The organism is Vibrio chagasii, assembly GCA_041879415.1.
Classification (GTDB): domain Bacteria; phylum Pseudomonadota; class Gammaproteobacteria; order Enterobacterales; family Vibrionaceae; genus Vibrio.
Window position 1 is genome coordinate 2560955 of sequence record CP090851.1, and the last position, 24059, is coordinate 2585013.

The 24059-nt window shown below is 44.8% G+C and carries 21 protein-coding genes; 11 read left to right on the forward strand and 10 right to left on the reverse strand.

The genetic code is table 11. The features are described 5' to 3' along the window. Positions 1–280: 280 nt before the first annotated feature. The 5 genes from L0991_11480 to L0991_11500 all read right to left on the reverse strand — a co-directional run bounded on the left by L0991_11480 (position 281) and on the right by L0991_11500 (position 7226). On the reverse strand, positions 281–1336 hold the full coding sequence (locus L0991_11480; GenBank protein ID XGB62024.1) for a glycosyltransferase: 1056 nt from the start codon (positions 1334–1336) through the stop codon (positions 281–283). 55 nt (positions 1337–1391) lie between these two features. Continuing rightward, a complete protein-coding gene (locus L0991_11485) occupies positions 1392–1916 on the reverse strand; it encodes a phosphatase PAP2 family protein (GenBank protein ID XGB62025.1) in 525 nt (174 codons plus the stop codon). 201 nt (positions 1917–2117) lie between these two features. After that, positions 2118–5234 (reverse strand): efflux RND transporter permease subunit, encoded by a 3117-nt coding sequence (locus L0991_11490; GenBank protein ID XGB62026.1) that lies wholly within the window; start codon positions 5232–5234, stop codon positions 2118–2120. Beyond that, a complete protein-coding gene (locus L0991_11495; GenBank protein XGB62027.1) occupies positions 5231–6568 on the reverse strand; it encodes an HlyD family secretion protein in 1338 nt (445 codons plus the stop codon). The genes L0991_11490 and L0991_11495 overlap by 4 nt, the downstream gene beginning before the upstream one ends. Continuing rightward, positions 6555–7226 (reverse strand): TetR/AcrR family transcriptional regulator, encoded by a 672-nt coding sequence (locus tag L0991_11500; GenBank protein XGB62028.1) that lies wholly within the window; start codon positions 7224–7226, stop codon positions 6555–6557. Before L0991_11500 ends, L0991_11495 begins: the two co-directional genes overlap by 14 nt. 568 nt (positions 7227–7794) lie before the next feature. Between L0991_11500 and leuA the strand changes: the two genes are divergently transcribed. From leuA to L0991_11525, 5 genes are all read left to right on the forward strand, one after another. Continuing rightward, positions 7795–9342 carry a 2-isopropylmalate synthase gene (gene leuA / locus L0991_11505; GenBank protein ID XGB62029.1) on the forward strand — a complete coding sequence of 516 codons (1548 nt, stop codon included), beginning with the start codon at positions 7795–7797 and terminating at the stop codon, positions 9340–9342. A 97-nt stretch (positions 9343–9439) separates the two neighbouring features. Then, positions 9440–10531 carry a 3-isopropylmalate dehydrogenase gene (gene leuB, locus L0991_11510; protein XGB62030.1) on the forward strand — a complete coding sequence of 364 codons (1092 nt, stop codon included), beginning with the start codon at positions 9440–9442 and terminating at the stop codon, positions 10529–10531. A 111-nt stretch (positions 10532–10642) separates the two neighbouring features. Next, the gene (leuC, locus tag L0991_11515; GenBank protein ID XGB62031.1) at positions 10643–12055 is read left to right on the forward strand and encodes a 3-isopropylmalate dehydratase large subunit; all 1413 of its coding nucleotides are present in this window, start codon (positions 10643–10645) and stop codon (positions 12053–12055) included. Between the two features lie 14 nt (positions 12056–12069). Next, a complete protein-coding gene (gene leuD, locus L0991_11520; GenBank protein ID XGB62032.1) occupies positions 12070–12672 on the forward strand; it encodes a 3-isopropylmalate dehydratase small subunit in 603 nt (200 codons plus the stop codon). 183 nt (positions 12673–12855) lie between these two features. Further along, a complete protein-coding gene (locus L0991_11525) occupies positions 12856–13638 on the forward strand; it encodes a DUF547 domain-containing protein (GenBank protein XGB62033.1) in 783 nt (260 codons plus the stop codon). A gap of 92 nt (positions 13639–13730) precedes the next feature. Here L0991_11525 and L0991_11530 read toward each other — a convergent pair whose 3' ends face one another. Together L0991_11530 and djlA are read right to left on the reverse strand one after the other, a co-directional pair. Next, a complete protein-coding gene (locus L0991_11530; GenBank protein XGB62034.1) occupies positions 13731–14276 on the reverse strand; it encodes a DUF924 domain-containing protein in 546 nt (181 codons plus the stop codon). A 61-nt stretch (positions 14277–14337) separates the two neighbouring features. After that, positions 14338–15192 carry a co-chaperone DjlA gene (gene djlA / locus L0991_11535; GenBank protein XGB62035.1) on the reverse strand — a complete coding sequence of 285 codons (855 nt, stop codon included), beginning with the start codon at positions 15190–15192 and terminating at the stop codon, positions 14338–14340. 149 nt (positions 15193–15341) lie between these two features. Here djlA and lptD point away from each other — a divergent pair, with 149 nt between their 5' ends. The 6 genes from lptD (at position 15342) to apaH (ending at position 22111) form a co-directional block, all read left to right on the forward strand. After that, entirely contained in the window at positions 15342–17681 is a 2340-nt protein-coding gene (lptD, locus tag L0991_11540; GenBank protein XGB62036.1) for an LPS assembly protein LptD, read from the forward strand. 43 nt (positions 17682–17724) lie between these two features. Then, on the forward strand, positions 17725–19020 hold the full coding sequence (surA, locus tag L0991_11545) for a peptidylprolyl isomerase SurA (protein XGB62037.1): 1296 nt from the start codon (positions 17725–17727) through the stop codon (positions 19018–19020). After that, positions 19010–19999, forward strand: coding sequence for a 4-hydroxythreonine-4-phosphate dehydrogenase PdxA (gene pdxA, locus L0991_11550; GenBank protein XGB62038.1), 990 nt, complete (start codon positions 19010–19012; stop codon positions 19997–19999). The genes surA and pdxA overlap by 11 nt, the downstream gene beginning before the upstream one ends. Next, a complete protein-coding gene (gene rsmA / locus L0991_11555; protein XGB62039.1) occupies positions 19996–20811 on the forward strand; it encodes a 16S rRNA (adenine(1518)-N(6)/adenine(1519)-N(6))-dimethyltransferase RsmA in 816 nt (271 codons plus the stop codon). The genes pdxA and rsmA overlap by 4 nt, the downstream gene beginning before the upstream one ends. A gap of 88 nt (positions 20812–20899) precedes the next feature. Further along, positions 20900–21280, forward strand: coding sequence for a Co2+/Mg2+ efflux protein ApaG (gene apaG / locus L0991_11560; GenBank protein XGB62040.1), 381 nt, complete (start codon positions 20900–20902; stop codon positions 21278–21280). A gap of 27 nt (positions 21281–21307) precedes the next feature. Continuing rightward, entirely contained in the window at positions 21308–22111 is an 804-nt protein-coding gene (gene apaH, locus L0991_11565) for a bis(5'-nucleosyl)-tetraphosphatase (symmetrical) ApaH (GenBank protein XGB62041.1), read from the forward strand. A 105-nt stretch (positions 22112–22216) separates the two neighbouring features. On the opposite strand, the gene folA is transcribed toward apaH, so the two are convergent. Genes folA through L0991_11580 form a run of 3 tightly spaced genes read right to left on the reverse strand, consistent with a single transcriptional unit; the run spans position 22217 to position 23974 of the window. Then, a complete protein-coding gene (gene folA / locus L0991_11570; protein ID XGB62042.1) occupies positions 22217–22696 on the reverse strand; it encodes a type 3 dihydrofolate reductase in 480 nt (159 codons plus the stop codon). A 37-nt stretch (positions 22697–22733) separates the two neighbouring features. Next, on the reverse strand, positions 22734–23207 hold the full coding sequence (locus L0991_11575; protein XGB62043.1) for a threonine/serine exporter family protein: 474 nt from the start codon (positions 23205–23207) through the stop codon (positions 22734–22736). Continuing rightward, positions 23207–23974, reverse strand: a complete 768-nt coding sequence (locus L0991_11580; GenBank protein XGB62044.1) for a threonine/serine exporter ThrE family protein — start codon at positions 23972–23974, stop codon at positions 23207–23209. Before L0991_11580 ends, L0991_11575 begins: the two co-directional genes overlap by 1 nt. Positions 23975–24059: the final 85 nt, after the last annotated feature.

Sequence of the window (24059 nt, forward strand, 5' to 3'; positions counted from 1 at the left end):
TTCTTATATTTATCAGACCGATGTTTTTCGGATTACCACTACTATTAACCAATACATCGCCAGCTACCAACAAGATTGATAAAGAATAATTTTATTTTACCTTAATGATTAATTAACACTTAAAAATCATAAATTTACAGAGTTATAAAAAAACATAAAATGCGCTACTTATGAGTTTCATTTCGACTTATTTAGCTGTTCTATCGTTCGGTTACATTTGTTACAATTTATTGAAGTGATGAATTGATTAACCATTCAATCCAAAAACACCACTTATGGATTAGGTGAGTGATGCGTAGCTCGGAAAGTCCACCTTCTCCCAAAGCTGTTTTCTTAGGTCATCTTGATTGGCCCAATTCCCGGCTAAAACCCACTCAACAAGCGCACTAGCGACATCTGGATAAGAGACAACTTCAGCTTGTTTTTCGTTGAGCCAACTACGCAAGATCGCCGGATCAAGAAAGCTCATTGTTTGAGCTAATCCAAGTGCCTCTAGTGTGGCCACATTGCTCTGCTGTTCAAACTGTCCATCAAGTGGTTTAAGCAATAGTTTCTTGCCCAGAGTCAGCGCTTCAGATGGCAGTTCAAATCCACCATTAGCCACCACACCAGAGCACTGATTTAGGTCGAATTGGAAACCCGCATGACTGAGTGGTTTGAAGGTAATGTTTTCGACTTGGCTAGGCTCAATCACGTTTGGGTGATAACAAACAAAACTGTGCGAAACAAACTTCATTAATAGCTCTGAAATCGCTTCAAGATCCTCAAACGGCAAATAGACCAATGTGAAATCCTGTGGCGCTTGAGTCTGCTCGTTGTGAGCTAAGGTATGAACGATAGGCGGCAAGATTGGTTGCTCAAAATGATACCAATGCAAACCGATAGAGTGCTCTGTTGGCGCAAAGTATTGAATCACAGAGTGCTCAATCCAATTCCCTCCCTCTTTAGGCACATCATAGCGAAAAGCATTTTGGTGGCTGATACCAATACAAGGAACGCCCTGCCTTTTGGCCGCCCAAGCTGTTACAGGTTCAAAATCATTGAGCACCAAGTCATACGGTGTAAGATCTATCTGTTTAACCTCATTGAGAAAACGCCAGATATTATTCTTGATGAATGTCTTTCCATACTTAACCTGCCCCTGCTCACTATAAAAAGTTAAGCCGTTACGAACTTGGTAGTTACCAAACTCTTCCATCGAGAAGTACTTGCTCGCTTCTCGGCCTGAAAAGAGAAAATCAACATCAATGTTCTGCTGACGAAACGCAACGGCCATTGCCCTTGCGCGTGCAATGTGACCATTCCCAGTGCCTTGTACGCCGTATAGTATTTTCATGAGACTTCCTTTCAATTCGCTACTTAAACGCTTAGTAGTGATGACTAAACAATAATTAAAGAACGAGGCTAATAGCGAGACTGGTACACGCCATCCCCAAAGCTGCACCAATGAGTACATCCGTTAAGAAGTGCACACCGAGCAGTATTCGGGAGCTAGCAATCGCGATAGCCCAAGCCAAACTAAATAGATATAAGCTCGGATAGAAATGCCCGATTAATGTCGCCATAACAAAAGCAGCAGCGGCATGCCCAGATGGCAGGCTGTACTTATCTGATGGGACAATATGAGAGTGAAGTAGAGAAGAGAATTCCGCGGGCCTGCGACGTTTGAGGGTATTTTTCGCAAACCAGTAAATCGGTAATTCAATAGCGAAGGCGGTTAAGCCCACTATCAGAAAATCACTGCCAGTTTTGCTATCGGCTAACAGTGCAATCAAAGCAATCAATATATAGAGGTGACCATCACCTGTATGAGAGATCGCCTTGCTAACTGTAGCGTGTTGACCACTAAAACGGTTCTTCAAACAGAAAACAGAAAATGCCACATCCCAGCGGACAATAGGTTCGATAGTACGCATACGATCTCCTTAACAACCCTTATTCAGTTAAGGGTCAAGTTATGCTTAACAAATGACAGTTAAGTGACGTTTTGAATGAACTAAAATGAAATTTTCCATGGTTGAGCAGCCGCTGATTGAATCGTGTTATATGGCTTACTCAACGCCCATATAAATAAAGCGACCTAAGGCCGCTTTATTATTCATTGCTTATTTTCTGACTTAACACTCTACAGCGAAGAGTGGCTCGTGCTTTTTCACTAAACCAAAATCCGCCAAGATCGCGTAGGCTGCTGGGATCATAAACAGCACTAGCAAGGTTGAGGCAAAGATGCCAAATACGATCGAGATTACTAAAGGCTGAATAACCTGAGCTTGCAAGCTGGTTTCAGTGAGCAGAGGCAACAAACCTGCTGCCGTCGTCATTGAGGTCAAGAACACGGCACGGAAACGCTCGCGACTCGCTTTCACTACCGAGTCATGCACGCTATCTCCTTCATCAACGTGATGACGAATGTATTGAACGAGTAAGATAGAGTCGTTAACTACAATCCCAGCGAGCGACACAAAGCCCATCATACTTGGCATACTTAACGAGTGGCCAAGCACCCAGTGACCTACCACCACACCGATAAAGGCTAATGGAATCGCGAGCATCACAACCACAGGCTCCAAATAACTTCTGAATTGATAACTCAGAATCGCAAACACACCAAATAGACCGAGCAAGAAGCCTTTACCCATCGATGCACCCGTCTTGGCTGCATCCTTCGCTTCCCCTTCGAAGTCAAAACGTAAGCCTGGGTACTTCTGAATAAGTTTAGGTGCTTCATCTTTTTGGAACTGAGCCAAGATCGCTGCAGAACTCGCTTTCTTATTATCAATATCACCAAAGATACTAATGGTTCTCAGCCCGTCAATGCGTTGGATACGTACGTAATTACGCTGGAAATCGAGCGTCGCCAGCGTAGCTAACGGAATTTGGCTGCCGTCCGCGGTAATGATTGGGAAGTTAGCCAGCTGCTGTATGTCGCCCGCTTGCTCTTTATCAAGACGCACCTCTATTGAGATATTCTCAACACCGATTTGAATCTCATCCGCTGTCTGGCCAAAGAAGGCAGCACGCAGTTGAGATGCAATCATCTGCCCGTTCACATTGTAGGTTTCAGCACCTGGGCGAAGCTTAACCAAGATCTCTTCTTTACCCATACGCATGTCATCAAGCACACCATGAACACCATCAAACTCATTCAAGTAAGCTTGAATATCCAGAGAGGCGGCTTTCAGTGCATTAAGATCATCATGCTTGGCACGGATTTCTATCGCTCGTCCACCCGGCCCCATGGTTGGTTGCTTGAAAACCAGTGAGATTGGATCCGCAAGTTCACCGATATCCTCTCGCCATGCATCAATGAAATCATCAATCACCGTATTACGGCTCTCAGCACCCCGAAGATCTAGGCGCACGGTAGCCAAGTGCGGGCCAGACTCGTTGGCATCGGCATTTGCATTGAACTGGCTGGTGATATGTTCGACGAGCGTGTTGCCCTCTTCAACTTCTTCGCTCCACTGCTCATTCAAACGCTCGGCAGACGCCACAATTTTGTCGACCACTCTCTCGGTTTGAGACAATGAAGCTCCCGGAGGAAGGATAATACGCGCCTCAGCAATATCACCATCAAGCTCTGGGAATGGTTGAAATTTGACAATACCACCTGCAATCAAAGCAATAGACAGAAGTAGTAAGGTCAACACTCCACCCATGAAGGCATAGCGGAAGGTCACCACTTTCTCGACCATATTCATCAAGGTGGTATTGCGGAAATTCTCAAACTTATCTAGCAACACCGTTTTGAAGCGCAGCGCTGGCTTATCGTTTTTCTCTTTGTGTAGCGAATGCGACAGGTGATTAGGCAGAATTAAGAAAGCTTCGATCAAGCTCAACGACAGCACCAAGATCAGCACCTGTGGAACGGCTTTGAGTACCGCGCCCATTTCCCCATCGAGAAATAATAAGCTACCGAAGATACACACTGTCGTTAAAAAGGAAGACAACACGCCGGGAAGTACTTTCTTAACGCCGTTGTAGACCGCGTCATCGACGTTTTGCCCTCGGTCGAGGTGGGAAGCTATCGATTCGGCGATCACAATGGCGTCATCCATCATAATACCGATTGCCATCAACAAACCGACCAATGACATAATGTTGATAGACAGTCCTAAATTGGCCATCAAGAATAATCCGCCAAGAAACGCTACCGGCAAGCCTGCTGCAACCCAAAATGAATAACGTAAGCTGAAGAACAACCACATAGTAGCGAATACTAGCACGATACCTTGCCAACCGTTGCGCACCATCATAGTCAGGCGATCCCACAATACGGAGGAGAGATCGTTGGTCATTTGCAGAGTCACGCCATCAGGTGCAATTGCACGCTGGTCCTCGACAAACTGAGTGACACGCTCTTTAATTCTGAGTGCATCATCTTCTTTGTTCTTGCTGATTTTAAGCAGCGCAGAAGGTTTACCATCAAACAACACCTTCTGCTCATCAAGCTCAAAGCGGTCGGTGATCTTAGCAATATCTCGTAAACGGATCACAGAGCCATTTGACGCCGAACCTACTACAATGCTTTCCAGTTCCACGGGCGTGATACGCCTTTCATCGAAGCGAATCAGAAAGTTTTTGTCTGGCGTTTCAACGTTACCACTCGGCAGTTTCACATTCTGACGACCAATTTGATCAGCAATATCACCAACACTCAAACCGAGTTGGCGAATCGCTTGAGTATCTAGCTCAACGCGATATTGGTGATCAGAGAATCCGCTGACATCAACCAGTGAAACATCGTAATCGAGCTTCATTGTGCGTTTAAGATCTTCAGCGTATGCCTTCAGTTCCGGCCAAGAGGTGTCCGCAGTAATCGCGATATCAACGACTGGCTCATTCCAATCCAGCTCTTGTACGACAGGTGATTCAATCTCTGTAGGAAAGTCGTTGATCGAGTTGATCTGAGTTTGCACATCCACCAGCATTCGTCCGATATCCGCTTTCTCATTGAGCTTGAGAATTAGACGTGCGCTGCCTTCTATCGCCTCACATTGGGTTTCTTCAATGTTCGCTAAACCATCGACCGCGTCTTCCATTCGCACACACAGGCTCTCTTCGACCTCCTGTGGGGAAGCCCCCGGATAAACAATCGCTGCCATAATGTAAGGTGGATCGTAGGCAGGAAAGGTTTCACGTTTGATAGTGGATAACGAACTCAAACCCAATATCAACAACCCAAGCATCAACAAGTTGGCTGCGGTTGGGTGTCTTGAGAAGAACTTGATCATGAAGCGATCTCCTCACTGCTAACGGAAAGCTCATCATCATTTGAACCAGACTCTTTCAGCAGCATGCCTTCAATGGCAGGTAGAACGTCGTTAAGAACCAGTTTGTCTCCCGCCTGTAATTCACCACGAATCACCACTTGGTTATCTCGGCGGTAAAGTACTTCGACATTCACAACCTTCAGGCGCTGGTTCTCATCCATCAAATAAATCTTATCGCCATGTAAGGCACGTTCAGGCACAACCCAGCTTGGATTGGCTAAGCCTTCAATCTCCGCTTTGACGAACATACCATTCACTAAAGGCGTGGCACTATTTGGCTGAAGCGCAGAATAGTCTTGATTGATTTCAAGGATGATGCCCGCTGTCGCTTGGTTTTCATCCACAGTCTCACTGATTCGTGCGACCTTGGCTGGCCAAGTGAGATTTAAGCTGCCACTGTTCAACTGAATGCTTGCCTTAGCTGGTGTTTGATATGGCTTTGGAATGCCTGCTGCATCGCGAGGAAACTGAGTAAAGCTTGAGGCTAAAGTTTGCATATCGTGAATAGAAAGTTGTGCCTCAACCTCCATAACGTCAATCCCATGAGCAATGAACATCTCTTGCTGTAGATTAACCACTTGATTCTGTTCAATATCAACTTGAGCGATTCGCATTGGTCTAGGCAAGGTGATGGTGGTTTTATCTAAAGAGCGTTGCGCTTCTTTTACTTTAGAGACATTCACCTTAATCACCGCTTGCGCGACACGCTTTTCATCTGGCATCAAAGCGATTTGGTTCTGTATGTCTAACACCAATTTCTGTTGGGAGAGTGCGCTCTGTTGTTGTAGATCGACATCGGACTGAGAGGTCAGCCCTTTCTTACGCAGATCTTGCTTTCGTTGTAGCTCTTTATTACTGATCACTAAACGATTTTTTTCGATCTTCAGTGTTTGTTTCAGGTTCTCTTCTTCTTGATTCAGTTTCTCTAGTGAAGTCTGGCTCGATTTAAGATCCGCTTCGGCTTGTACTAATTTCAACTCGTAATCCAAAGGATCGATCTTAAGCACTTCAGTTCCTGCAGGGATCACTTGCCCTTTCTCAAGATCGGGGTGTCGATAAACGATCTGTCCTGTTACTTCGGCAATCGCTTTCCATTCAACCTTAGGTACCACTTTGCCAAAACCAACCGCCAACGGCGCGATCATCTGCTTCTCTAAACTGACAGTTTCAACCAAGCGCGCCCTGTCGCCAGCAGGCTTAGTTGGTAAATCTGGTTTTAAGTTAATCGCCACTACTAGACCAATCACACCAACGGCTAAGGCTGGGAAGAAAAGGAGCTTTTTATTTATTCTCATTATTGGGTTCCTGCAAAGATGAAGGGCTTGGTGCATTGATAAAGCCTTCCGTCATCAGTTGAATGTTGTGTTCGATTAATCGGTTCAGAAAAGCTTCATTAAGCTCGATGCCATGAATAGCCAGTAAAGGCGGTGGTGCTATAAACGGAAATACCATTAAACTTATATACGACACGCGGCAGAGCTTAGGATCCATATCCTTCCGCAAAACGCCTTGTGCCATCAGCTTTTCAAAAATGACATCTTGGGCAGGTTTAGTGACATCGAGAAAGACCTTCTCTAGCAGTTCTCTCTGCACCTCTGAAGGCGGCATATTCATCACTTGGGCAATTAAGCGAGGAAACTTAGGAACCTTGACCATCTCTTTGTAGTAAGTCCGCATTAAATCGAGAAAGTTCTCGTGGCTACTCTCTTCTACCAGCTTATGCATCTGGAGCTGCATTGGTCGTAAGGTTTCACGCAGCATTGCTTCAAACAACCCTGCTTTATTACCAAAGTAATAACGAATCATCGCGATATTCACTCCGGCTCGTTCAGCAATTAAACGAGTGGATACCTTGTCATATGGTTGAACGACGAACAGATCACGAGCATGCTCAATCAGCAACTGCCTGACATCGAGATACTGCTGCGGTCGTCCTGCTTTACGCCCTGCCATCACTAAAACCTACTAACCTAATTAATCACGCGATTAATTATAGGGATAAATCGACACGCTGGCAGAAGATTAATTACTCACTATTTAATCAATTGATTAATTAATTTAAACGCGCTTGTGATTTTTTTGGTGAATCGTTCCATTAAAAAGATTTACTACAAAGTTTTAACCTGCACATAAGCAAAACGATAAACTAACCGCCCAACCTCAAAACTCCAAGCAGATGATAAAACCAATAATCACAAGCTTATTAGCACAAACCAAACCAAAACGCCGCTAATGTATGCTGATATTGGATTTTCTTGTTTGACGCTCAGAATAAATTACGGTACATATGGTGTTAACAGTTTATTTACGGATATTTGTGTAATGATTTTTTCTTCTTCTCGACTGCTGAAACTTCTCCTTATCGTGAACCAATCGCGCGGGTAAGTTGTGGGTCAAGAACTACACAAATATTAAAACCCGCGCTGAGCGGGTTTTTTTGTAACTGGCACTTTTAAAAGAACATCATTCTCAATAATAATTTGGATAGCAATCGATACAATATCGATATAAGGAAGCACCCATGAACGATCAAGTGATAATTTTTGATACGACTTTACGTGACGGCGAGCAGGCTCTAGCTGCAAGCCTGACAGTAAAAGAGAAGTTACAAATTGCTTATGCACTTGAAAGACTGGGTGTGGACGTAATCGAAGCTGGCTTCCCGGTATCATCTCCGGGTGATTTTGAGTCAGTACAAACTATCGCAAAGAACATCAAAGATAGTCGTATCTGTGCGCTTTCTCGTGCGGTAGCGAAAGATATCGATGCAGCAGCTGAAGCGTTAAAAGTGGCTGAGCAGTTCCGTATTCATACCTTTATTTCTACTTCGACAGTACACGTACAAGACAAGCTTCGTCGCAGCTACGATGACGTGGTAGAGATGGCAGTCAAAGCCGTAAAACACGCACGTAACTACACAGATGATGTTGAGTTTTCTTGTGAAGATGCAGGTCGTACGCCTATCGACAATCTATGTCGCATGGTTGAAGCTGCCATTAACGCGGGCGCAAAAACCATCAACATTCCAGATACAGTGGGCTACACAGTGCCTAACGAGTTTGGCGGTATTATCAAAACGCTATTTGACCGCGTACCAAATATCGACCAAGCAATCATCTCTGTTCACTGTCACGATGACTTAGGCATGTCGGTTGCTAACTCAATCGCAGCGGTACAAGCGGGTGCTAGACAAGTTGAAGGTACCATTAACGGCATTGGTGAGCGTGCGGGTAACTGTTCTTTAGAAGAGATCGCAATGATCATCAAAACTCGCCAAGAGTTGTTAGGCGTTCACACTGGCCTAGATCACCAAGAGATCCACCGCACCAGTAAGTTGGTGAGCCAGCTTTGCCACATGCCTATCCAAGATAATAAAGCGATCGTTGGCGCTAACGCATTCAGCCACTCTTCAGGTATCCACCAAGATGGCATGCTAAAGAACAAAAACACTTACGAGATCATGACTCCTGAGTCTATTGGCTTGAAAAACAAAGCATTGAACCTAACAAGCCGTAGTGGTCGTGCTGCTGTTAAGAGCCACATGGACGCAATGGGTTACAAAGACAACGAATACAGCCTAGATTCATTGTACGAAGACTTCTTGAAGCTTGCTGACCGTAAAGGCCAAGTCTTCGATTACGACTTAGAAGCATTAATGCACTTCGCAAATCTACGTGACGAAGATGACTTCTACAAACTTAACTACCTAAGCGTACAATCTGGTAGTGTAATGTCTACAACCAGCATCAAGCTGCAATGTGGTGATGAAGAGAAGTGCGAAGCCGCTGTAGGTAACGGCCCAGTTGACGCACTATACCAATGTATCTACCGCTTAACTGGCTACGAAATCGTACTAGACAAGTTCGACCTAACCGCGAAAGGCGAAGGTGAAGACGGTTTGGGCCAAGCAGACATCATTGCTAACTATAAAGGTCGTAAGTACCACGGCACAGGCGTTTCAACGGATATCGTTGAAGCTTCTGGTCAGGCGCTATTGCACGTTATCAACAGCATTCAACGTGCAGACACCATTGCTGAAATGAAGCAGCAAAAAATCGCGACAGTTTAAGAACCCAATAACAGAGCCCTAGAGCCGATGTTATTGGCTTTAGGGACAAAATTTAAAACGAGCCAAATAGCTCAGTAACAAGAATTAAAGGATTAACATGACTGATAAATCATACAAAATTGCCGTACTACCTGGTGATGGCATTGGCCCAGAAGTAATGCAGCAAGCACATAAGGTGCTAGACGCGATCGAAAAGAAGCATGCTATTAGCTTCTCTCGCGAAGAGTATGATGTTGGTGGTATTGCAATTGATAACCACGGTTGCCCACTACCAGAGTCCACAGTGAAAGGTTGTGAAGAGTCTGACGCAGTACTTTTCGGCTCAGTTGGTGGTCCTAAGTGGGAACACCTTCCACCAAATGACCAACCTGAGCGTGGTGCCCTACTACCACTACGTAAACACTTCCAACTGTTCTGTAACCTACGCCCTGCGCAAATTCACAAGGGTTTAGAGTCTTTCTCTCCACTTCGTGCTGATATCTCTGAGCGCGGTTTTGACATCGTGGTAGTACGCGAACTAACTGGCGGTATCTACTTCGGTCAACCTAAAGGTCGTGAAGGTGAAGGCGCAACTGAAAAGGCGTTTGATACTGAGGTTTACCACCGCTACGAAATCGAACGTATTACTAAGATTGCTTTTGAATCTGCACGCCTACGTAACAAAAACGTCTACTCAATCGATAAAGCGAACGTTCTACAGAGCTCTATCTTGTGGCGCGAAGTAGTTGAAGAGATCGCAAAAGATTACCCAGATGTAACGCTAAACCACATGTACATCGACAACGCGACCATGCAGCTAATCAAAGATCCTTCTCAGTTTGACGTCATGCTGTGTTCAAACATCTTCGGCGACATCATTTCTGATGAGTGCGCAATGATCACTGGTTCTATGGGTATGCTTCCTTCTGCAAGCTTGAACGAAAGCAACTTCGGTCTATACGAACCTGCGGGCGGCAGTGCACCAGACATCGCAGGCAAGAACATCGCAAACCCGGTTGCACAGATTCTTTCTGCAGCACTAATGCTTCGTTACAGCCTAGGCGAAGAAGCAGCAGCGCAAGATATTGAAACAGCGGTATCTAAAGCGCTTTCAGCAGGCGAACTAACAGCAGACCTAGCAGGTGATAAACAAGCACTAACCACCTCTGAGATGGGTGACAAGATTGCAGAGTACATCTTAGCTTCATAATCATTACGCTCTGAAGCAAGTACATAAGAATAATATCAAGCCAAGTCATCCAAAGTGCGTGACTTGGCTAGAAACAAACACTGGGACTGATGCTCCCAAGGAAGAAAAGCTATGTCGACAAACCAGCAAGCCAAAACCTTATACGAAAAAGTTTATGACGCGCACGTTGCAGTAGCAGCGGAAGGCGAAAACCCGATTCTTTATATCGACCGTCACCTAGTTCACGAAGTAACGTCACCTCAAGCCTTTGATGGCCTACGTGAAAAAGGCCGTAAAGTTCGCCAAGTAGGCAAGACTTTCGCGACCATGGATCACAACGTATCCACCCAAACCAAAGACATTAATGCTTCTGGCGAGATGGCGCGTATCCAGATGGAAACGCTATCAAAAAACTGTGAAGAGTTTGGTGTAACGCTTTACGACCTAAACCACAAATACCAAGGTATTGTGCACGTAATGGGCCCAGAGCTAGGCATTACCCTACCGGGCATGACCATCGTATGTGGTGACTCACACACCGCAACACACGGTGCATTTGGTTCTCTTGCATTCGGTATTGGTACTTCAGAAGTTGAGCACGTTCTAGCAACTCAAACGCTGAAACAGGCTCGCGCTAAAACGATGAAGATTGAAGTAAAAGGCAAGGTTGCTCCGGGCATTACTGCCAAAGACATCGTGCTAGCGATCATCGGTAAAACAACAGCGGCTGGCGGTACTGGCTACGTGGTTGAATTCTGTGGTGAGGCGATTACCGACCTTACAATGGAAGGCCGCATGACGGTATGTAACATGGCTATCGAGTTGGGCGCTAAAGCAGGCCTAATTGCACCGGATGAAACCACCTACGAGTACATCAAGGGTCGTAAATTCTCTCCAGAAGGTGAAGAGTTTGACGCAGCCGTTGAATACTGGAACACACTAAAAACCGATGCTGACGCTGAATTTGATGCTGTAGTCACTCTAGAAGCGGCAGACATCAAACCGCAAGTGACTTGGGGTACTAACCCTGGCCAGGTAATTTCTGTTGATGCACCAATCCCAGCACCAGAGAGCTTCGCAGACCCTGTTGAAAAAGCATCGGCTGAAAAAGCACTGGCATACATGGGCTTAGAAGCAGGTAAATCTCTATCAGATTACAACGTAGATAAAGTGTTTGTTGGTTCTTGCACTAACTCTCGTATCGAAGACATGCGTGCAGCTGCTGCAGTGGCGAAAGGTCGCCAAGTAGCAAAACATGTGCAAGCGCTTATCGTTCCGGGTTCTGAGCAAGTAAAAGCGCAAGCTGAAGCTGAAGGCTTAGATGTTATCTTCAAAGAAGCCGGTTTTGAATGGCGTTTACCAGGTTGTTCTATGTGTCTTGCAATGAACAACGACCGTCTTGGTCCACAAGAGCGCTGTGCTTCTACATCAAACCGTAACTTTGAAGGTCGCCAGGGCCGTGATGGTCGTACGCACCTAGTTAGCCCTGCAATGGCTGCAGCCGCAGCGATCGCTGGTCACTTTGTCGATATTCGTGAACTTTAATTAGAGGATTTAACATGTCAGGTTTTCAACAACACACCGGATTAGTCGTTCCTCTAGACACGGCCAACATCGATACTGATGCGATCATTCCAAAGCAGTTCTTACAGAAAGTGAACCGCATTGGTTTTGGTAAACACTTATTCCATGACTGGCGCTTTCTAGACGATGCGGGCGAACAACCAAACCCAGAATTCGTGATGAACGCTCCTCGCTACCAAGGCGCTTCAATCCTACTTGCTCGTGAAAACTTTGGTTGTGGCTCATCTCGTGAACACGCACCTTGGGCACTTGCTGATTACGGCATCCAAGTGATGATTGCGCCAAGCTTTGCAGACATCTTCTACGGTAACTCAATCAACAACCAAATGGTTCCTGTTCGCCTAACAGATCAGGAAGTGGATGAGATCTTCCAATTTGTAGAAGCGAACGAAGGCGCAGAAGTTACCGTTGATCTAGAAGCAATGAAAGTAAGCGCAAATGGTAAAGAATACTCGTTTGAAATTGATGAGTTCCGTCGTCATTGCCTACTGAACGGTTTAGACAACATCGGCCTAACGCTGCAGCACGCTGATAAGATTTCGGCGTATGAAGAGAAGATCCCAAGCTTCCTAAAATAAAGAAGCCTTGCAATAGAAAAGCAGTATCAAAGTTCGAAAAGGTTGGCTTAGCGCCAACCTTTTTTATTTGGTTCAGCCTTAGCTTAAAGTGTCTACCAAACTCTGATCTGTTATTTAACTGACGAGCTATGAAAGAAAACCGTAAAGCAATAGGTCTTAGTAGTCAGCTATCAGGAGAATGCCATGAAACAACTACTCGTTATTATCAGCCTACTTTTTTCAACCTTAGCTTGGTCGGCACCGAAATCTGAACTATGGCCGTACTGGAATCAAAGCAATGAGGTCAACTCAGAACAGGTTTCTCATCAAAGCTGGCAGCAATTCCTCGATAGCTATTTGGTTAAACAGGGGCAAAATACGTTAGTTCGTTATCAGGCAGTGACCGCGACTGACAAGTCAAAACTGAAACAATACATCAAGCAGTTAGAACAGGTTAACCCACTCGACTATTCAAAAGCAGAACAGTATGCCTATTGGGTTAACTTATATAATGCCGCGACTGTCGATTTGATTCTCGATGCCTACCCAGTTAAATCTATCACTAAGCTCGGCGGCCTATTCAGTTTTGGGCCATGGGGAGATGATGTTGTATCAGTAAATGGTAAATCACTGACACTCAACGACATTGAGCACCGCATCTTAAGACCAATATGGCAAGATCCGCGTACACACTACGCTGTAAACTGTGCCAGCTTAGGGTGTCCAAACCTTCAACCTCAAGCTTTTACTGCAGACAACACCGAAACTTTACTGGAAGAAGCGGCCTCTGAGTTTATTAATAGTGATAAAGGTGTTCTGATTAAAGGTAATAAGACCCAACTATCATCGATTTATGAGTGGTTCGACGTAGATTTTGGTAACCAACAGCAGCTGATTCAACACTTAGACCAATATCGAACTACGTCAGTACCGCGTGCTAACAAAATCAGCTATGAGTACGACTGGTCACTAAACCAAGCAAAATAGCTTGCTGCCAGTTACTCACAACTAAAACAAAAAAGAGGCTAATGGTTTATTAACCCCTAGCCTCTCTTCATCTTTTTGACTGTGTTCTAGAGCTAGAAACTTGAACCAGGCTGCTGCAAGAACTCAATCTCTTCTGGCGTTGATACTCTGTCTAATACTTCATTACGATGGGGATAGCGACCAAAACGCTCAATGATAACCTTGTGCTTAAACTCAAAATCAAGATTATTCTCTAAGCCAGCTTGAGAAAACAACTCAACCGCCTGCTCATGAATAAACAATGACTCGCTGTGCATGTAAGGCATATACAGAAAGCTTTTCTGTTGCTGACTAAGTTGATGGTCAAAACCACCAGCTACCGCTTCCTGAGCCAATACTAGCGCCATAAGGTCAGCTGCAAATGCAGCAGAGCTATTTCTCCCGATGTTTCTTGAAAACTGGTCCAGTACAATAATCTCAGCTAAGCACCCTTGTGCAGTTTGGCGCCATTCAAACAGCTCTCCTTGGATCGCGGCTTGATGTAAATCTGAGAATCGCTCTTTAATCAAAGCATCAATGTGTTCGTCGCCAGTAAACCAGTCCTTTGGTGTTAGCTCATCAAACCAAAAGTCTAGAACGTCTTGATAACTGATAGACATATTTATTCCTTTAAATAAAAAAGCCGAGTAACTTCTTATCATTACTCGGCTTTGTGCTCGATTACTTAAACCCTTTGACCTTCTTAATTAGGTCGTAAGCATTCTGAATTTCTTGTGATTTCTCTTTCGCAACATTCATCATTTCTGGCGGTAGACCTTTGGCCATCAGTTTATCTGGGTGGTGCTCATTCATCAGCTTACGGTAGGCCTTTTTGACTTCCTTACCTTCCGCTTTTTCACTCACACCTAACACTTTAAACGCGTCGGCCAACTGGTTCTGTTGTGATGCTTGTTGCCAACCTGACGACTGACCTTGGTGATGACCACCACCGAAGCTTCCACCCTGTTGCTGGAAACGGAATGCCGCCTCTTGCATCTGCAAACGGCGTTCAAGTTGCTCAGCAGAGAAGCCAAGACCTTGAGCAATCTTATGAAGAACCTGACGCTCGCTTGGGTGCAGACTTCCATCAGCGAATGCTGCTGATACTTGTAGTTCCAAGAAGAACTGAAGAAGGTCAAAACGTCCACCCGATGAGATTTTTACGCGCTCAAGGACATCACTGAGTGGGAAGTCGCTCTCTTTTCCTTCGCGGAATGCATCTTGTGCCGCTCTGCGTTGCTCGCCATGAAGATTCATACGCTCCATCATAGTAGAAGCAAGTTGAATCTCTTCACGAGTCACTTGACCTTTCGCTTTAGCAACATGCCCCATAACTGCAAAAGCAGATTTGAAAAACTCATTTTGTCTTTCAGCTTGGTTTGGCCCACGCCCAAAACCAGAGGTATTAAAGCCAGATTGGTTCAATCGGCGAGCTTTATCGAATTGGTGCCCTAAAAATAGGCCAAAAACCAAACCAAGTGGCCCTCCAAACAGAAAGCCAAAGAAAGCGCCCAAAATTTTGCCAAATATTTGCATTATGTGTTCTCTATCTATGAATTTTATCTGAGTAATGCTGTCTGATGATGCTGAATGCTAATATTTCCTTTATCATAAGGAAAATGCTTTATTTATTGGATTGATACTAGATCAACCCTTCATCTAGTGACACAGGATAGTTCAACTTCATGCAATCTTTTTCCCGCACCTTGTTAGCCGCGTCTATAAGTACGGCGTTATACGTGTCGACAACTCAAGCTGAAACAATAACCGATAGTAGTGTGCAGGAAATGCCCTCTATAGATCAATGCTTGATCGAACCCGCTGCAGAAAACGAGACTCAACTACCCGCTCATGTAGAGTCCGATCGCTTAGAGGCTATCAATGGTGACAAGGCAATATATTCAGGTGACGTAAGAGTTACGCAAGGAAACAAAACAATCCTTGCTGATAACGTAACTCTGCACCAGCAAGAAAACATCGTTGTAGCTGAAGGCAACGTAAACTTTAGTGATGGTCAAATTAAATCAATATCAGACAGAGCAACTAATAATCTGACTACTGATGAAATGACACTAGAAAACACCGACTACGAATTTCTTTGTGAACCAGGTCGTGGCGATGCTGTTTATATCGCAAAAACGGGTAAAGCGGTTTATGAGATCGAAGATGGCTCGATCACCTCTTGTCCTATTGGTGATAACGCTTGGCGTTTAAGAGCATCGAGCATCAGTGTCGATCAAGACGAAGAGCAAGCCACTTTTTATAATCCACGTTTTGAGATTCAAAGTGTTCCCGTCTTCTACTTGCCTTACTTAACCGTACCAGTTGGTGACACTCGTAAGACAGGTTTCCTTTACCCAACCGTGTCATACGGTTCAAGCGACGGCTTTGAAGCCGAAATCCCAGTGTATTGGAACCTGGCACCAAACTACGATTTGGAAACAACGTTCAAGTACATGCAAGAACGTGGAACACAACTGAACAGTAAATTCCGTTACTTGAGCGATTTTGGTTCAGGTAGTATTAAGTCTGAGTACCTTCCGGATGACAAAAAACATCCAGAAAAAGGAGACCGTTGGGGAGCACAGTTAGAGCACTCGGGCATCTTCCAGCAATCTTGGTTGTTTGAGATTGACTATTCGAAAGTCAGTGATATCGATTACTTCACAGACGTTAGCGGAAGCAGCATTGGTAACCGTGAAGATGGTCAATTACTTCAAGAAGGTAAAGCAACCTACCGTTCTCACAACTGGGATGCATCGTTGCTTGTGCGAGATTTCCAAGTTTTAACTCCAAACAACCAACCTTATCGTCTAATGCCTCAGCTAGAGTATAACTACTATGCTCCTGAAATGATGAAGTACTTAGACTTTGACATGATCAGCCATGTTTCAGTATTTGATACTGATGCATCAACCAAACCATCTGCGACTCGTGTTCACATTGAACCTGGTATTACGATCCCAGTTGGTAATACTTGGGGAACCTGGACTACAGAAGCAAGGTTACTTGGTACTTACTACCAACAGGATCTTGATGGTGTTGATACCGGCAACGGTTCTGAATACGAAGGGTTAGAAGAGTCAGTTAGCAGAATCATTCCTGAGTTTCGAAGCCATGCAGGTATAGTTCTTGAACGCAATACAACGATTGTTGGTGGCTACACCCAAACACTCGAGCCTCAAGTTCAGTACCTTTACGTACCGGAAGAAGATCAATCGAACATAGCTCTATACGATACAACGTTGCTACAGACCGATTACTACGGTCTCTTTAGGAGCCGTAAATACAGTGGCGTTGATTTCATTGCCGCTGCGAACCAAATTAGTTACGGAGCTTCTTCTCGCTTCTTTGATGATGAATACCGAGAGCGTCTCAATATCTCTTTCGGCCAAATTTTTTATATCGACAAAGATACTAAACGTACACCTGAAGGAACAGATCCAAACGATAAATCTAACTACTCTTCATGGGCTGTAGAGGTTGACTTTAACTACGATGACTATCTGTTCTATCATGGTGGTGTGCAATACGATATCGATGCTTCAGCAATGCAGCTAGCCAATAGCACCCTAGAGTACCGTTTTGCAGGGGGTTATTTACAAACCAACTACCGCTATGTCACAGAGGAATATATTGTGGATAATGTTGGCCAAAGTATCAATGTTGGCTCAATAACTCGAGACGGTATATCTCAAGCGGGCTTACTTGGTGCCTATCAAATTTCACCAAAGTGGAGCACCAGCGCTCAATATTTCTATGACTTAACTACACAAGAAGATCTAGAGTGGTTAGCACGTTTAAACTACAAATCAGATTGTTGGTACATCGGATTTACCTATAGTAACCGTTTGACGAATAACATTAGTGTTCCAAATACTACTCCTGAATACGAAAACAACTTTAGCGTCAACTTCGGTATTATTGGTTTCGGTACCAATATCGGCTCTGATTCTGGCGCTGTTGGGGAAAGCAGCTCCGATAACTCTCTGAGCTATGGTCGCCCATTCTTCTTAAATAACTAATTTTCTTTATTGATAACACATCAGTAAATTTAAGGGATTACACATGACATTGTGGAAACGCACATTAATCGCTATCGCAGCAGCTTGCACTGTATCAACAAGCTTTGCTGCGCCTGTTGAACTCGATAGCGTAAGAGTGATCGTAAACGAGGGCGTGATCTTACAGAGCGACATTGATACGTCGATGAAAACTCTACGAGCAAACGCGAAGAAAAGCGGTCAGACATTGCCATCTCAAGACGTGCTTGATGAACAAGTACTTGAAAAGCTGATTATCGATACTATTCAAACTCAAGAAGCAGAACGTATCGGCGTTCGTATTGATGATGCTCGACTTGATCAAGCGATTGAAGGCATCGCCAAAGACAACAACCAAACCGTAGAACAGCTAACCGCATCGGTTGCAGAAGAAGGCCTTAGCTACAACGCATTCCGTGAGCAAGTCAGAAAAGAGATCGCGGCAAGTGAAGCTCGTAACGCGCTTGTTCGTCGTCGAATCAACATCCTTCCAGCAGAAGTAGACAATTTAGCGGATATTCTTGCTCAAGAGACTAATGCAACAGTCCAATACAAGATCGGTCACATTCAACTTCGTTTCAACGATGATCAAACCAAAGAAGAGCTAGAAGCTCAAGCAAAAGAGCTTGTACAAGAGCTTAACTCTGGTAAAGACTTCAGCACCATGGCTTATACTTACTCTAAAGGCCCTAAAGCCCTACAAGGTGGTGATTGGGGTTGGATGCGCAAAGAAGAAATGCCAACTATCTTCGCAGACCAAATCAAAATGCAAAATAAAGGCAGTATCATTGGCCCTTTCCGCAGCGGAGTCGGATTCCACATTCTAAAAATTGAAGATGTGAAAGGCTTAGAGACAGTAGCCGTTACTGAAGTGAATGCTCGTCATATCCTGATTAAACCAACCGTAATCCTAAGCGATGACGGTGCTAAAGAGCAGCTTGAAGAGATCACTCGTCGTGTAAATGAAGGTGAAGCAAGCTTTGGAGATATGGCTCAGCAATACAGCCAAGATCCGGGCTCAGCCGTTCAGGACGGTGAGCTAGGCTACCAAACTCCGGATTTGTACGTTCCTGAATTCAAACACCAAGTAGAAACACTGCCAGAAGGCAAAATCAGTGCGCCATTTAAAACCGTTCATGGCTGGCACATTGTCGAAGTTCTGGACCGTCGTGAAGTTGACCGCACTGATTCAGCGTTGAAAAACAAAGCTTACCAAATTTTGTTTAACCGTAAGTTCAACGAAGAAGCAGGAGCTTGGCTGCAAGAAGTACGAGCTAGTGCCTTTGTTGAAATGGTTGAGGACGACCAAGATGACAACTAAACGTATTGTCATTACTGCAGGTGAACCAGCAGGAATAGGCCCGGATTTAACCCTGGCGCTGTCTCAAGAGAGCTGGCCTCACCAACTTGTGGTTTGTGCAGATAAAAATCTACTCGCAGAACGTGCCGAACTGCTGGGTATTAAAGTAGAGCTATTAGATTACGACGCTGCTGCACCAAAGCAGCCGCAACGCTCTGGCACACTGGTTGTGAAACATATTCCACTTACTGAAAGCGCTGTTGCAGGCCAACTTAACGAAGCTAATGGTCATTACGTATTAAATACTTTAGAAACCGCAGCAATTGGCTGTATGAATGATGAATTTGATGCTATTGTCACCGGCCCCGTTCACAAGGGTGTAATTAACCGAGCTGGCGTTGCTTTTAGCGGCCATACCGAGTTCTTTGCAGAAAAGTCCAACACACCACTTGTGGTAATGATGTTGGCAACAGAAGGGCTGCGTGTTGCATTAGTGACAACACATATCCCACTAGCAGATGTATCTCAAGCAGTGACTGAAGACAGATTAGAGCAAATCATTGCGATTCTGAATAAAGATTTGGTCGAAAAATTTGCGATTGAGAAACCAACTATCTACGTGTGCGGTTTGAATCCACATGCCGGTGAAGATGGTTGTTTAGGGCGTGAAGAGATCGAAACCATCACCCCGACGCTAGAAAAAATTCGTCAAAAAGATGGGATTAATTTGGTTGGCCCATTGCCAGCCGACACCATCTTTAATGAAAAATATTTGCAAGATGCAGATGCTGTTTTAGGTATGTATCACGACCAAGTACTCCCGGTACTGAAATACAAAGGGTTTGGTCGCTCAGTGAACATCACGCTTGGCTTACCGTTTATTCGTACATCAGTCGACCACGGTACCGCCTTAGACTTGGCTGGGAAAGGCCAAGCCGATACAGGGAGCTTTAGAACAGCGCTCACGCACGCCATTGAATTAGTAGAGAAAAAGCAATGAGAAATGATGTCCACTTAGGACACAAAGCGCGTAAACGTTTTGGTCAAAACTTCCTTAACGATCCATACATTATTGATGGCATCGTATCGAGTATAAACCCACTACCAGGTCAAAACCTAGTAGAAATCGGCCCAGGCCTTGGCGCTATTACTGAGCCGGTAGGTAAGCTTGTCGATAAATTTACTGTTATCGAATTGGATAGAGACCTTGCAGAACGTCTTCGTAACCACCCAGATCTCGCTGATAAGCTGACGATCCACGAAGGTGATGCGATGAAGTTCGACTTCGAGCAACTTGTTAAACCAAACAACAAGCTTCGTATCTTTGGTAACTTGCCATACAACATCTCGACGCCGCTGATGTTCCACCTTTTTGAATTCCATAAAGACATCAAAGACATGCACTTTATGCTACAAAAAGAAGTGGTGAACCGCCTAGCTGCAGGCCCTGGTAGCAAAGCATACGGTCGTCTGACGGTAATGGCTCAATACTACTGTAAAGTGACACCAGTACTGGAAGTGCCACCAACGGCTTTCGTTCCGCCACCGAAGGTAGATTCTGCAGTTGTGCGCCTTCAGCCATACGAAGTGCTGCCTTACCCGGCTAAAGACCTAAAATGGTTAGATCGCGTATGTCGTGAAGGCTTTAACCAACGTCGTAAGACAGTTCGTAACTGCTACAAGAGTCTGATTGATAAGGACGTACTAGAAGAGCTTGGCATCAACCCAAGTATGCGCCCTGAGAACCTAACGCTCGAACAGTTTGTCGATATGGCGAACTGGTTGCACGACAACCACAACGCTGACAAATAAAATAAAAAGGCTCCTACACTTCGGTTAGGAGCCTTTTTTATGTAATACTTTAATTACATTAAGTATATCAACAACAAAAGGTGCGAATATGGATATATCTACGCCTTGTATCAAATGCCAGGTTCACTCTAAGTACATAGAGGAGCAGTCTGAGCCTACGAAGAATCGTTATGTCTTCGCCTACATCATTACTATCAAAAACCTAAGTAAAAGTACGGTTCAACTCATGTCACGTCGCTGGTTAATTACCGACTCTAACGGTAAGCAACTGACCATTGAAGGCGATGGTGTGGTTGGTCAGCAACCAATTATCGAGTCCAACGACGAATACACTTACACCAGTGGTACCGTTATCGAAACGCCCGTAGGCGTCATGCAGGGTCATTATGTTATGACCGATCACAAGGGCATAGATTTTATTGCCGAAGTCGACCCATTCAGACTCGCCATTCCTAACATCCTTAACTAACCAACTTTGCAGCCATAGGAAAATACTGTGTCTAATTATATTGTCGGAGACATCCAAGGATGCTTCGACGAACTTCAGTTATTGCTCGAAACCATCAACTTTAATCAACAACACGATACCTTGTGGGTCGCTGGTGACTTAGTTGCCCGAGGCCCTAAGTCTCTAGAAACACTTCGCTTTATTCGTAGTTTAGGTGACTCGGCAAAGGTGGTATTGGGCAATCACGACCTACACCTGCTCGCGGTATCTCTAGGATTGTTTCCAGCAAAGCCTAAAGATAGGACGCAAGCTATCCTAGATGCTGAGGACCGTGAGTCCCTACTCGAATGGTTAAGGCAGCAGCCGTTAATTCAAGAACATCCTGAGTTCATAATGTCTCATGCGGGTATTTCGCCACAATGGGACCTTGAACGAGCTCGCATAGAGAACCAAGAAGTCGTCGCCCTATTACAATCAGACAAGTGGCAGTGGCTCATCGAAAATATGTATAGCAATACACCTGATCTATGGGACGTAAATTTACGCGATATTGAACGATATCGCTATGCGATCAACAGCCTTACTAGAATGCGTTTCTGCTTTACCGATGCTCGGCTTGATATGGCATGCAAACTACCACCAAGTGAAATTACTAATGAACCATTAGTGCCATGGTTTGACCTTCCACAACGTATTAAGCTCAATAAAACGGTTGTTTTTGGCCACTGGGCTGCACTTGAAGGCTATCAAGGTAAAGATGTGATAGGGATAGATACTGGGTGTGTTTGGGGAGGAGAGCTGACTGCGCTTCGTTGGGAAGACAAACAGTTTTTTACTCAAAAAGCGCTATAAGCACGAGATACGAGATACGAGATACGAGATACGAGATACGAGATACGAGATACGAGATACGAGAAGCTTGCGCTACAGGTGAAGCAGCGCAAGCGTTTATAAACTTTAACGTTCGAGGATCACAAACTCCATATTGTGTTTGTTTTTCTCATCCGCTTGATACGTATCGCTAAAGCTCTGCTTCCAACCTTCTCCCCAATCTGGGAATTGAGTATCACCATTAACATCAAAATCGATATAAGTCAGGTATAGCTTGTCAGCTTTAGGTAGGCAGCTTTCATAGATTGAACCACCACCGATGATCATCACCTCTTCAACATCGCTGACTAACTCCAGAGCTTTTTCAATTGAGGTAACCGTTGTCACACCTTCAATTTCCAAGTTCTCGTCACGGCTAATCACAATATTTAATCGGCCAGGTAAAGGACGACCTATCGAATCATAGGTTTTACGGCCCATGACTACAGGCTTCCCCATCGTTGAGCGTTTGAACCATGCGAAGTCCGCGGGCAAGTGCCAAGGCATCTGATTATCTTTACCTATTACACGGTTATTGGCCATTGCTGCAATCATACTGATGATCATAAATCGAAAGTCCTGTCCTTAACTGAGAAAATGGATGCTAGACGATAGGTCTGCGTCGGTAGAATAACAGCCCAGGCACAGCTAAGCCAACCGCTAGCCCTGCGATAATGAACATCGATTTCAAAAAGTTCTCCATCAACATCGCAACCAGCTCAGGGCTATATCCTGCCCTATTAATCTCAACCATGGCAATCATTGCCTTGAAGGCAAATACACCCGGCACCATAGGAATCAGAGCCGCGACTGTAAATACCTTGGGATGAGCCAACAACTTATGCGACCAATGCACACCTATGAGACCAACCACAGTTGCGGCGAAGAAGGTTGCCCATTCAATTGGAATCCCAAAATGCATCATCAAATAACGGCTACCGTGACCGATAGAGCCGCCGAGAGCACAATAAATTAAAGCGCGTTGCGGAACGTTAAACACCAATGCGAATCCGACAGCCGGAATCGCTGCAAAAAACATATCGTTAAGTAAGCCTAAAAACAGTTCGAAGATACCCATTAGCTCGCCCACCCCCAAACACCAGATAGGCTCATCGCAGCAACAATGCCTAAACTAGTCGCCAAAGTAAGTAAGCTTGCCATGGTAAAGCGCGCCAAACCCATATTGATGTGACCTTTGAGCATGTCTGCAACAGAATTAATCAGTGGGAAGCCAGGTACGAGCATCAATACCGATGAAGCCATTACGATGGTTGGCTGACCACCAATATTGTAGAGGACAGCTTGAGCAGAAATCGTCGTGGTGACAAAAGCTGTGATTGCAAAGTTTAGCAGTGGGTTAAAGTGGCGATGACCAATCTCTTGCCTGACGATCATGCCACAGGCAGAAGCAATAAAGGTCATCATGAACACCTGCCAATCACCGCCTGCAAGCCGACTAAAAGAAGCACAAGATAGGCCAATCATCACAACCACTAACCAACGGTTATAGCGCTCAGGGCTGATATTTTGGATCTTTTTATACGCCAGTCCATAATCGAGGATCCCTTTCTCCATCATGATACACACGCGTTGAATATCGGTGATCACTTGCATGTTAATACCACGATCTGCGCAGCTTCGAGTGGTCGTAATACAGTGATCATTCATTACTGTCGTCACAACAAGTGCATTAGCAGACAGCGCAACTTCGACCTCGTCGACTCCACAAGCAATACCAATACGGCGCATGATATCACCAACTAATGTGCTTTCCGCACCGTGCGCTAATAACATTTGTCCTGACTGAGCAACGAGCCTTGAGATCGCTCTTTGTTTTGATGCCATGATTTCCTTCCCATTGGCGTTAATACTTAAGAGGTAAATTTTGCCTTAACAATAAAACTCTGTTCATGATTTAGATACAAAAAAA

Coding starts and splice junctions, on each gene's coding strand:
- L0991_11480 (XGB62024.1), bottom strand. CDS start 1,336: ATGAAAATACTATACGGCGTACAAGGCACTGGGAATGGTCACATTGCA.
- L0991_11485 (XGB62025.1), bottom strand. CDS start 1,916: ATGCGTACTATCGAACCTATTGTCCGCTGGGATGTGGCATTTTCTGTT.
- L0991_11490 (XGB62026.1), bottom strand. CDS start 5,234: ATGATCAAGTTCTTCTCAAGACACCCAACCGCAGCCAACTTGTTGATG.
- L0991_11495 (XGB62027.1), bottom strand. CDS start 6,568: ATGAGAATAAATAAAAAGCTCCTTTTCTTCCCAGCCTTAGCCGTTGGT.
- L0991_11500 (XGB62028.1), bottom strand. CDS start 7,226: ATGGCAGGGCGTAAAGCAGGACGACCGCAGCAGTATCTCGATGTCAGG.
- leuA (XGB62029.1), top strand. CDS start 7,795: ATGAACGATCAAGTGATAATTTTTGATACGACTTTACGTGACGGCGAG.
- leuB (XGB62030.1), top strand. CDS start 9,440: ATGACTGATAAATCATACAAAATTGCCGTACTACCTGGTGATGGCATT.
- leuC (XGB62031.1), top strand. CDS start 10,643: ATGTCGACAAACCAGCAAGCCAAAACCTTATACGAAAAAGTTTATGAC.
- leuD (XGB62032.1), top strand. CDS start 12,070: ATGTCAGGTTTTCAACAACACACCGGATTAGTCGTTCCTCTAGACACG.
- L0991_11525 (XGB62033.1), top strand. CDS start 12,856: ATGAAACAACTACTCGTTATTATCAGCCTACTTTTTTCAACCTTAGCT.
- L0991_11530 (XGB62034.1), bottom strand. CDS start 14,276: ATGTCTATCAGTTATCAAGACGTTCTAGACTTTTGGTTTGATGAGCTA.
- djlA (XGB62035.1), bottom strand. CDS start 15,192: ATGCAAATATTTGGCAAAATTTTGGGCGCTTTCTTTGGCTTTCTGTTT.
- lptD (XGB62036.1), top strand. CDS start 15,342: ATGCAATCTTTTTCCCGCACCTTGTTAGCCGCGTCTATAAGTACGGCG.
- surA (XGB62037.1), top strand. CDS start 17,725: ATGACATTGTGGAAACGCACATTAATCGCTATCGCAGCAGCTTGCACT.
- pdxA (XGB62038.1), top strand. CDS start 19,010: ATGACAACTAAACGTATTGTCATTACTGCAGGTGAACCAGCAGGAATA.
- rsmA (XGB62039.1), top strand. CDS start 19,996: ATGAGAAATGATGTCCACTTAGGACACAAAGCGCGTAAACGTTTTGGT.
- apaG (XGB62040.1), top strand. CDS start 20,900: ATGGATATATCTACGCCTTGTATCAAATGCCAGGTTCACTCTAAGTAC.
- folA (XGB62042.1), bottom strand. CDS start 22,696: ATGATCATCAGTATGATTGCAGCAATGGCCAATAACCGTGTAATAGGT.
- L0991_11575 (XGB62043.1), bottom strand. CDS start 23,207: ATGGGTATCTTCGAACTGTTTTTAGGCTTACTTAACGATATGTTTTTT.
- L0991_11580 (XGB62044.1), bottom strand. CDS start 23,974: ATGGCATCAAAACAAAGAGCGATCTCAAGGCTCGTTGCTCAGTCAGGA.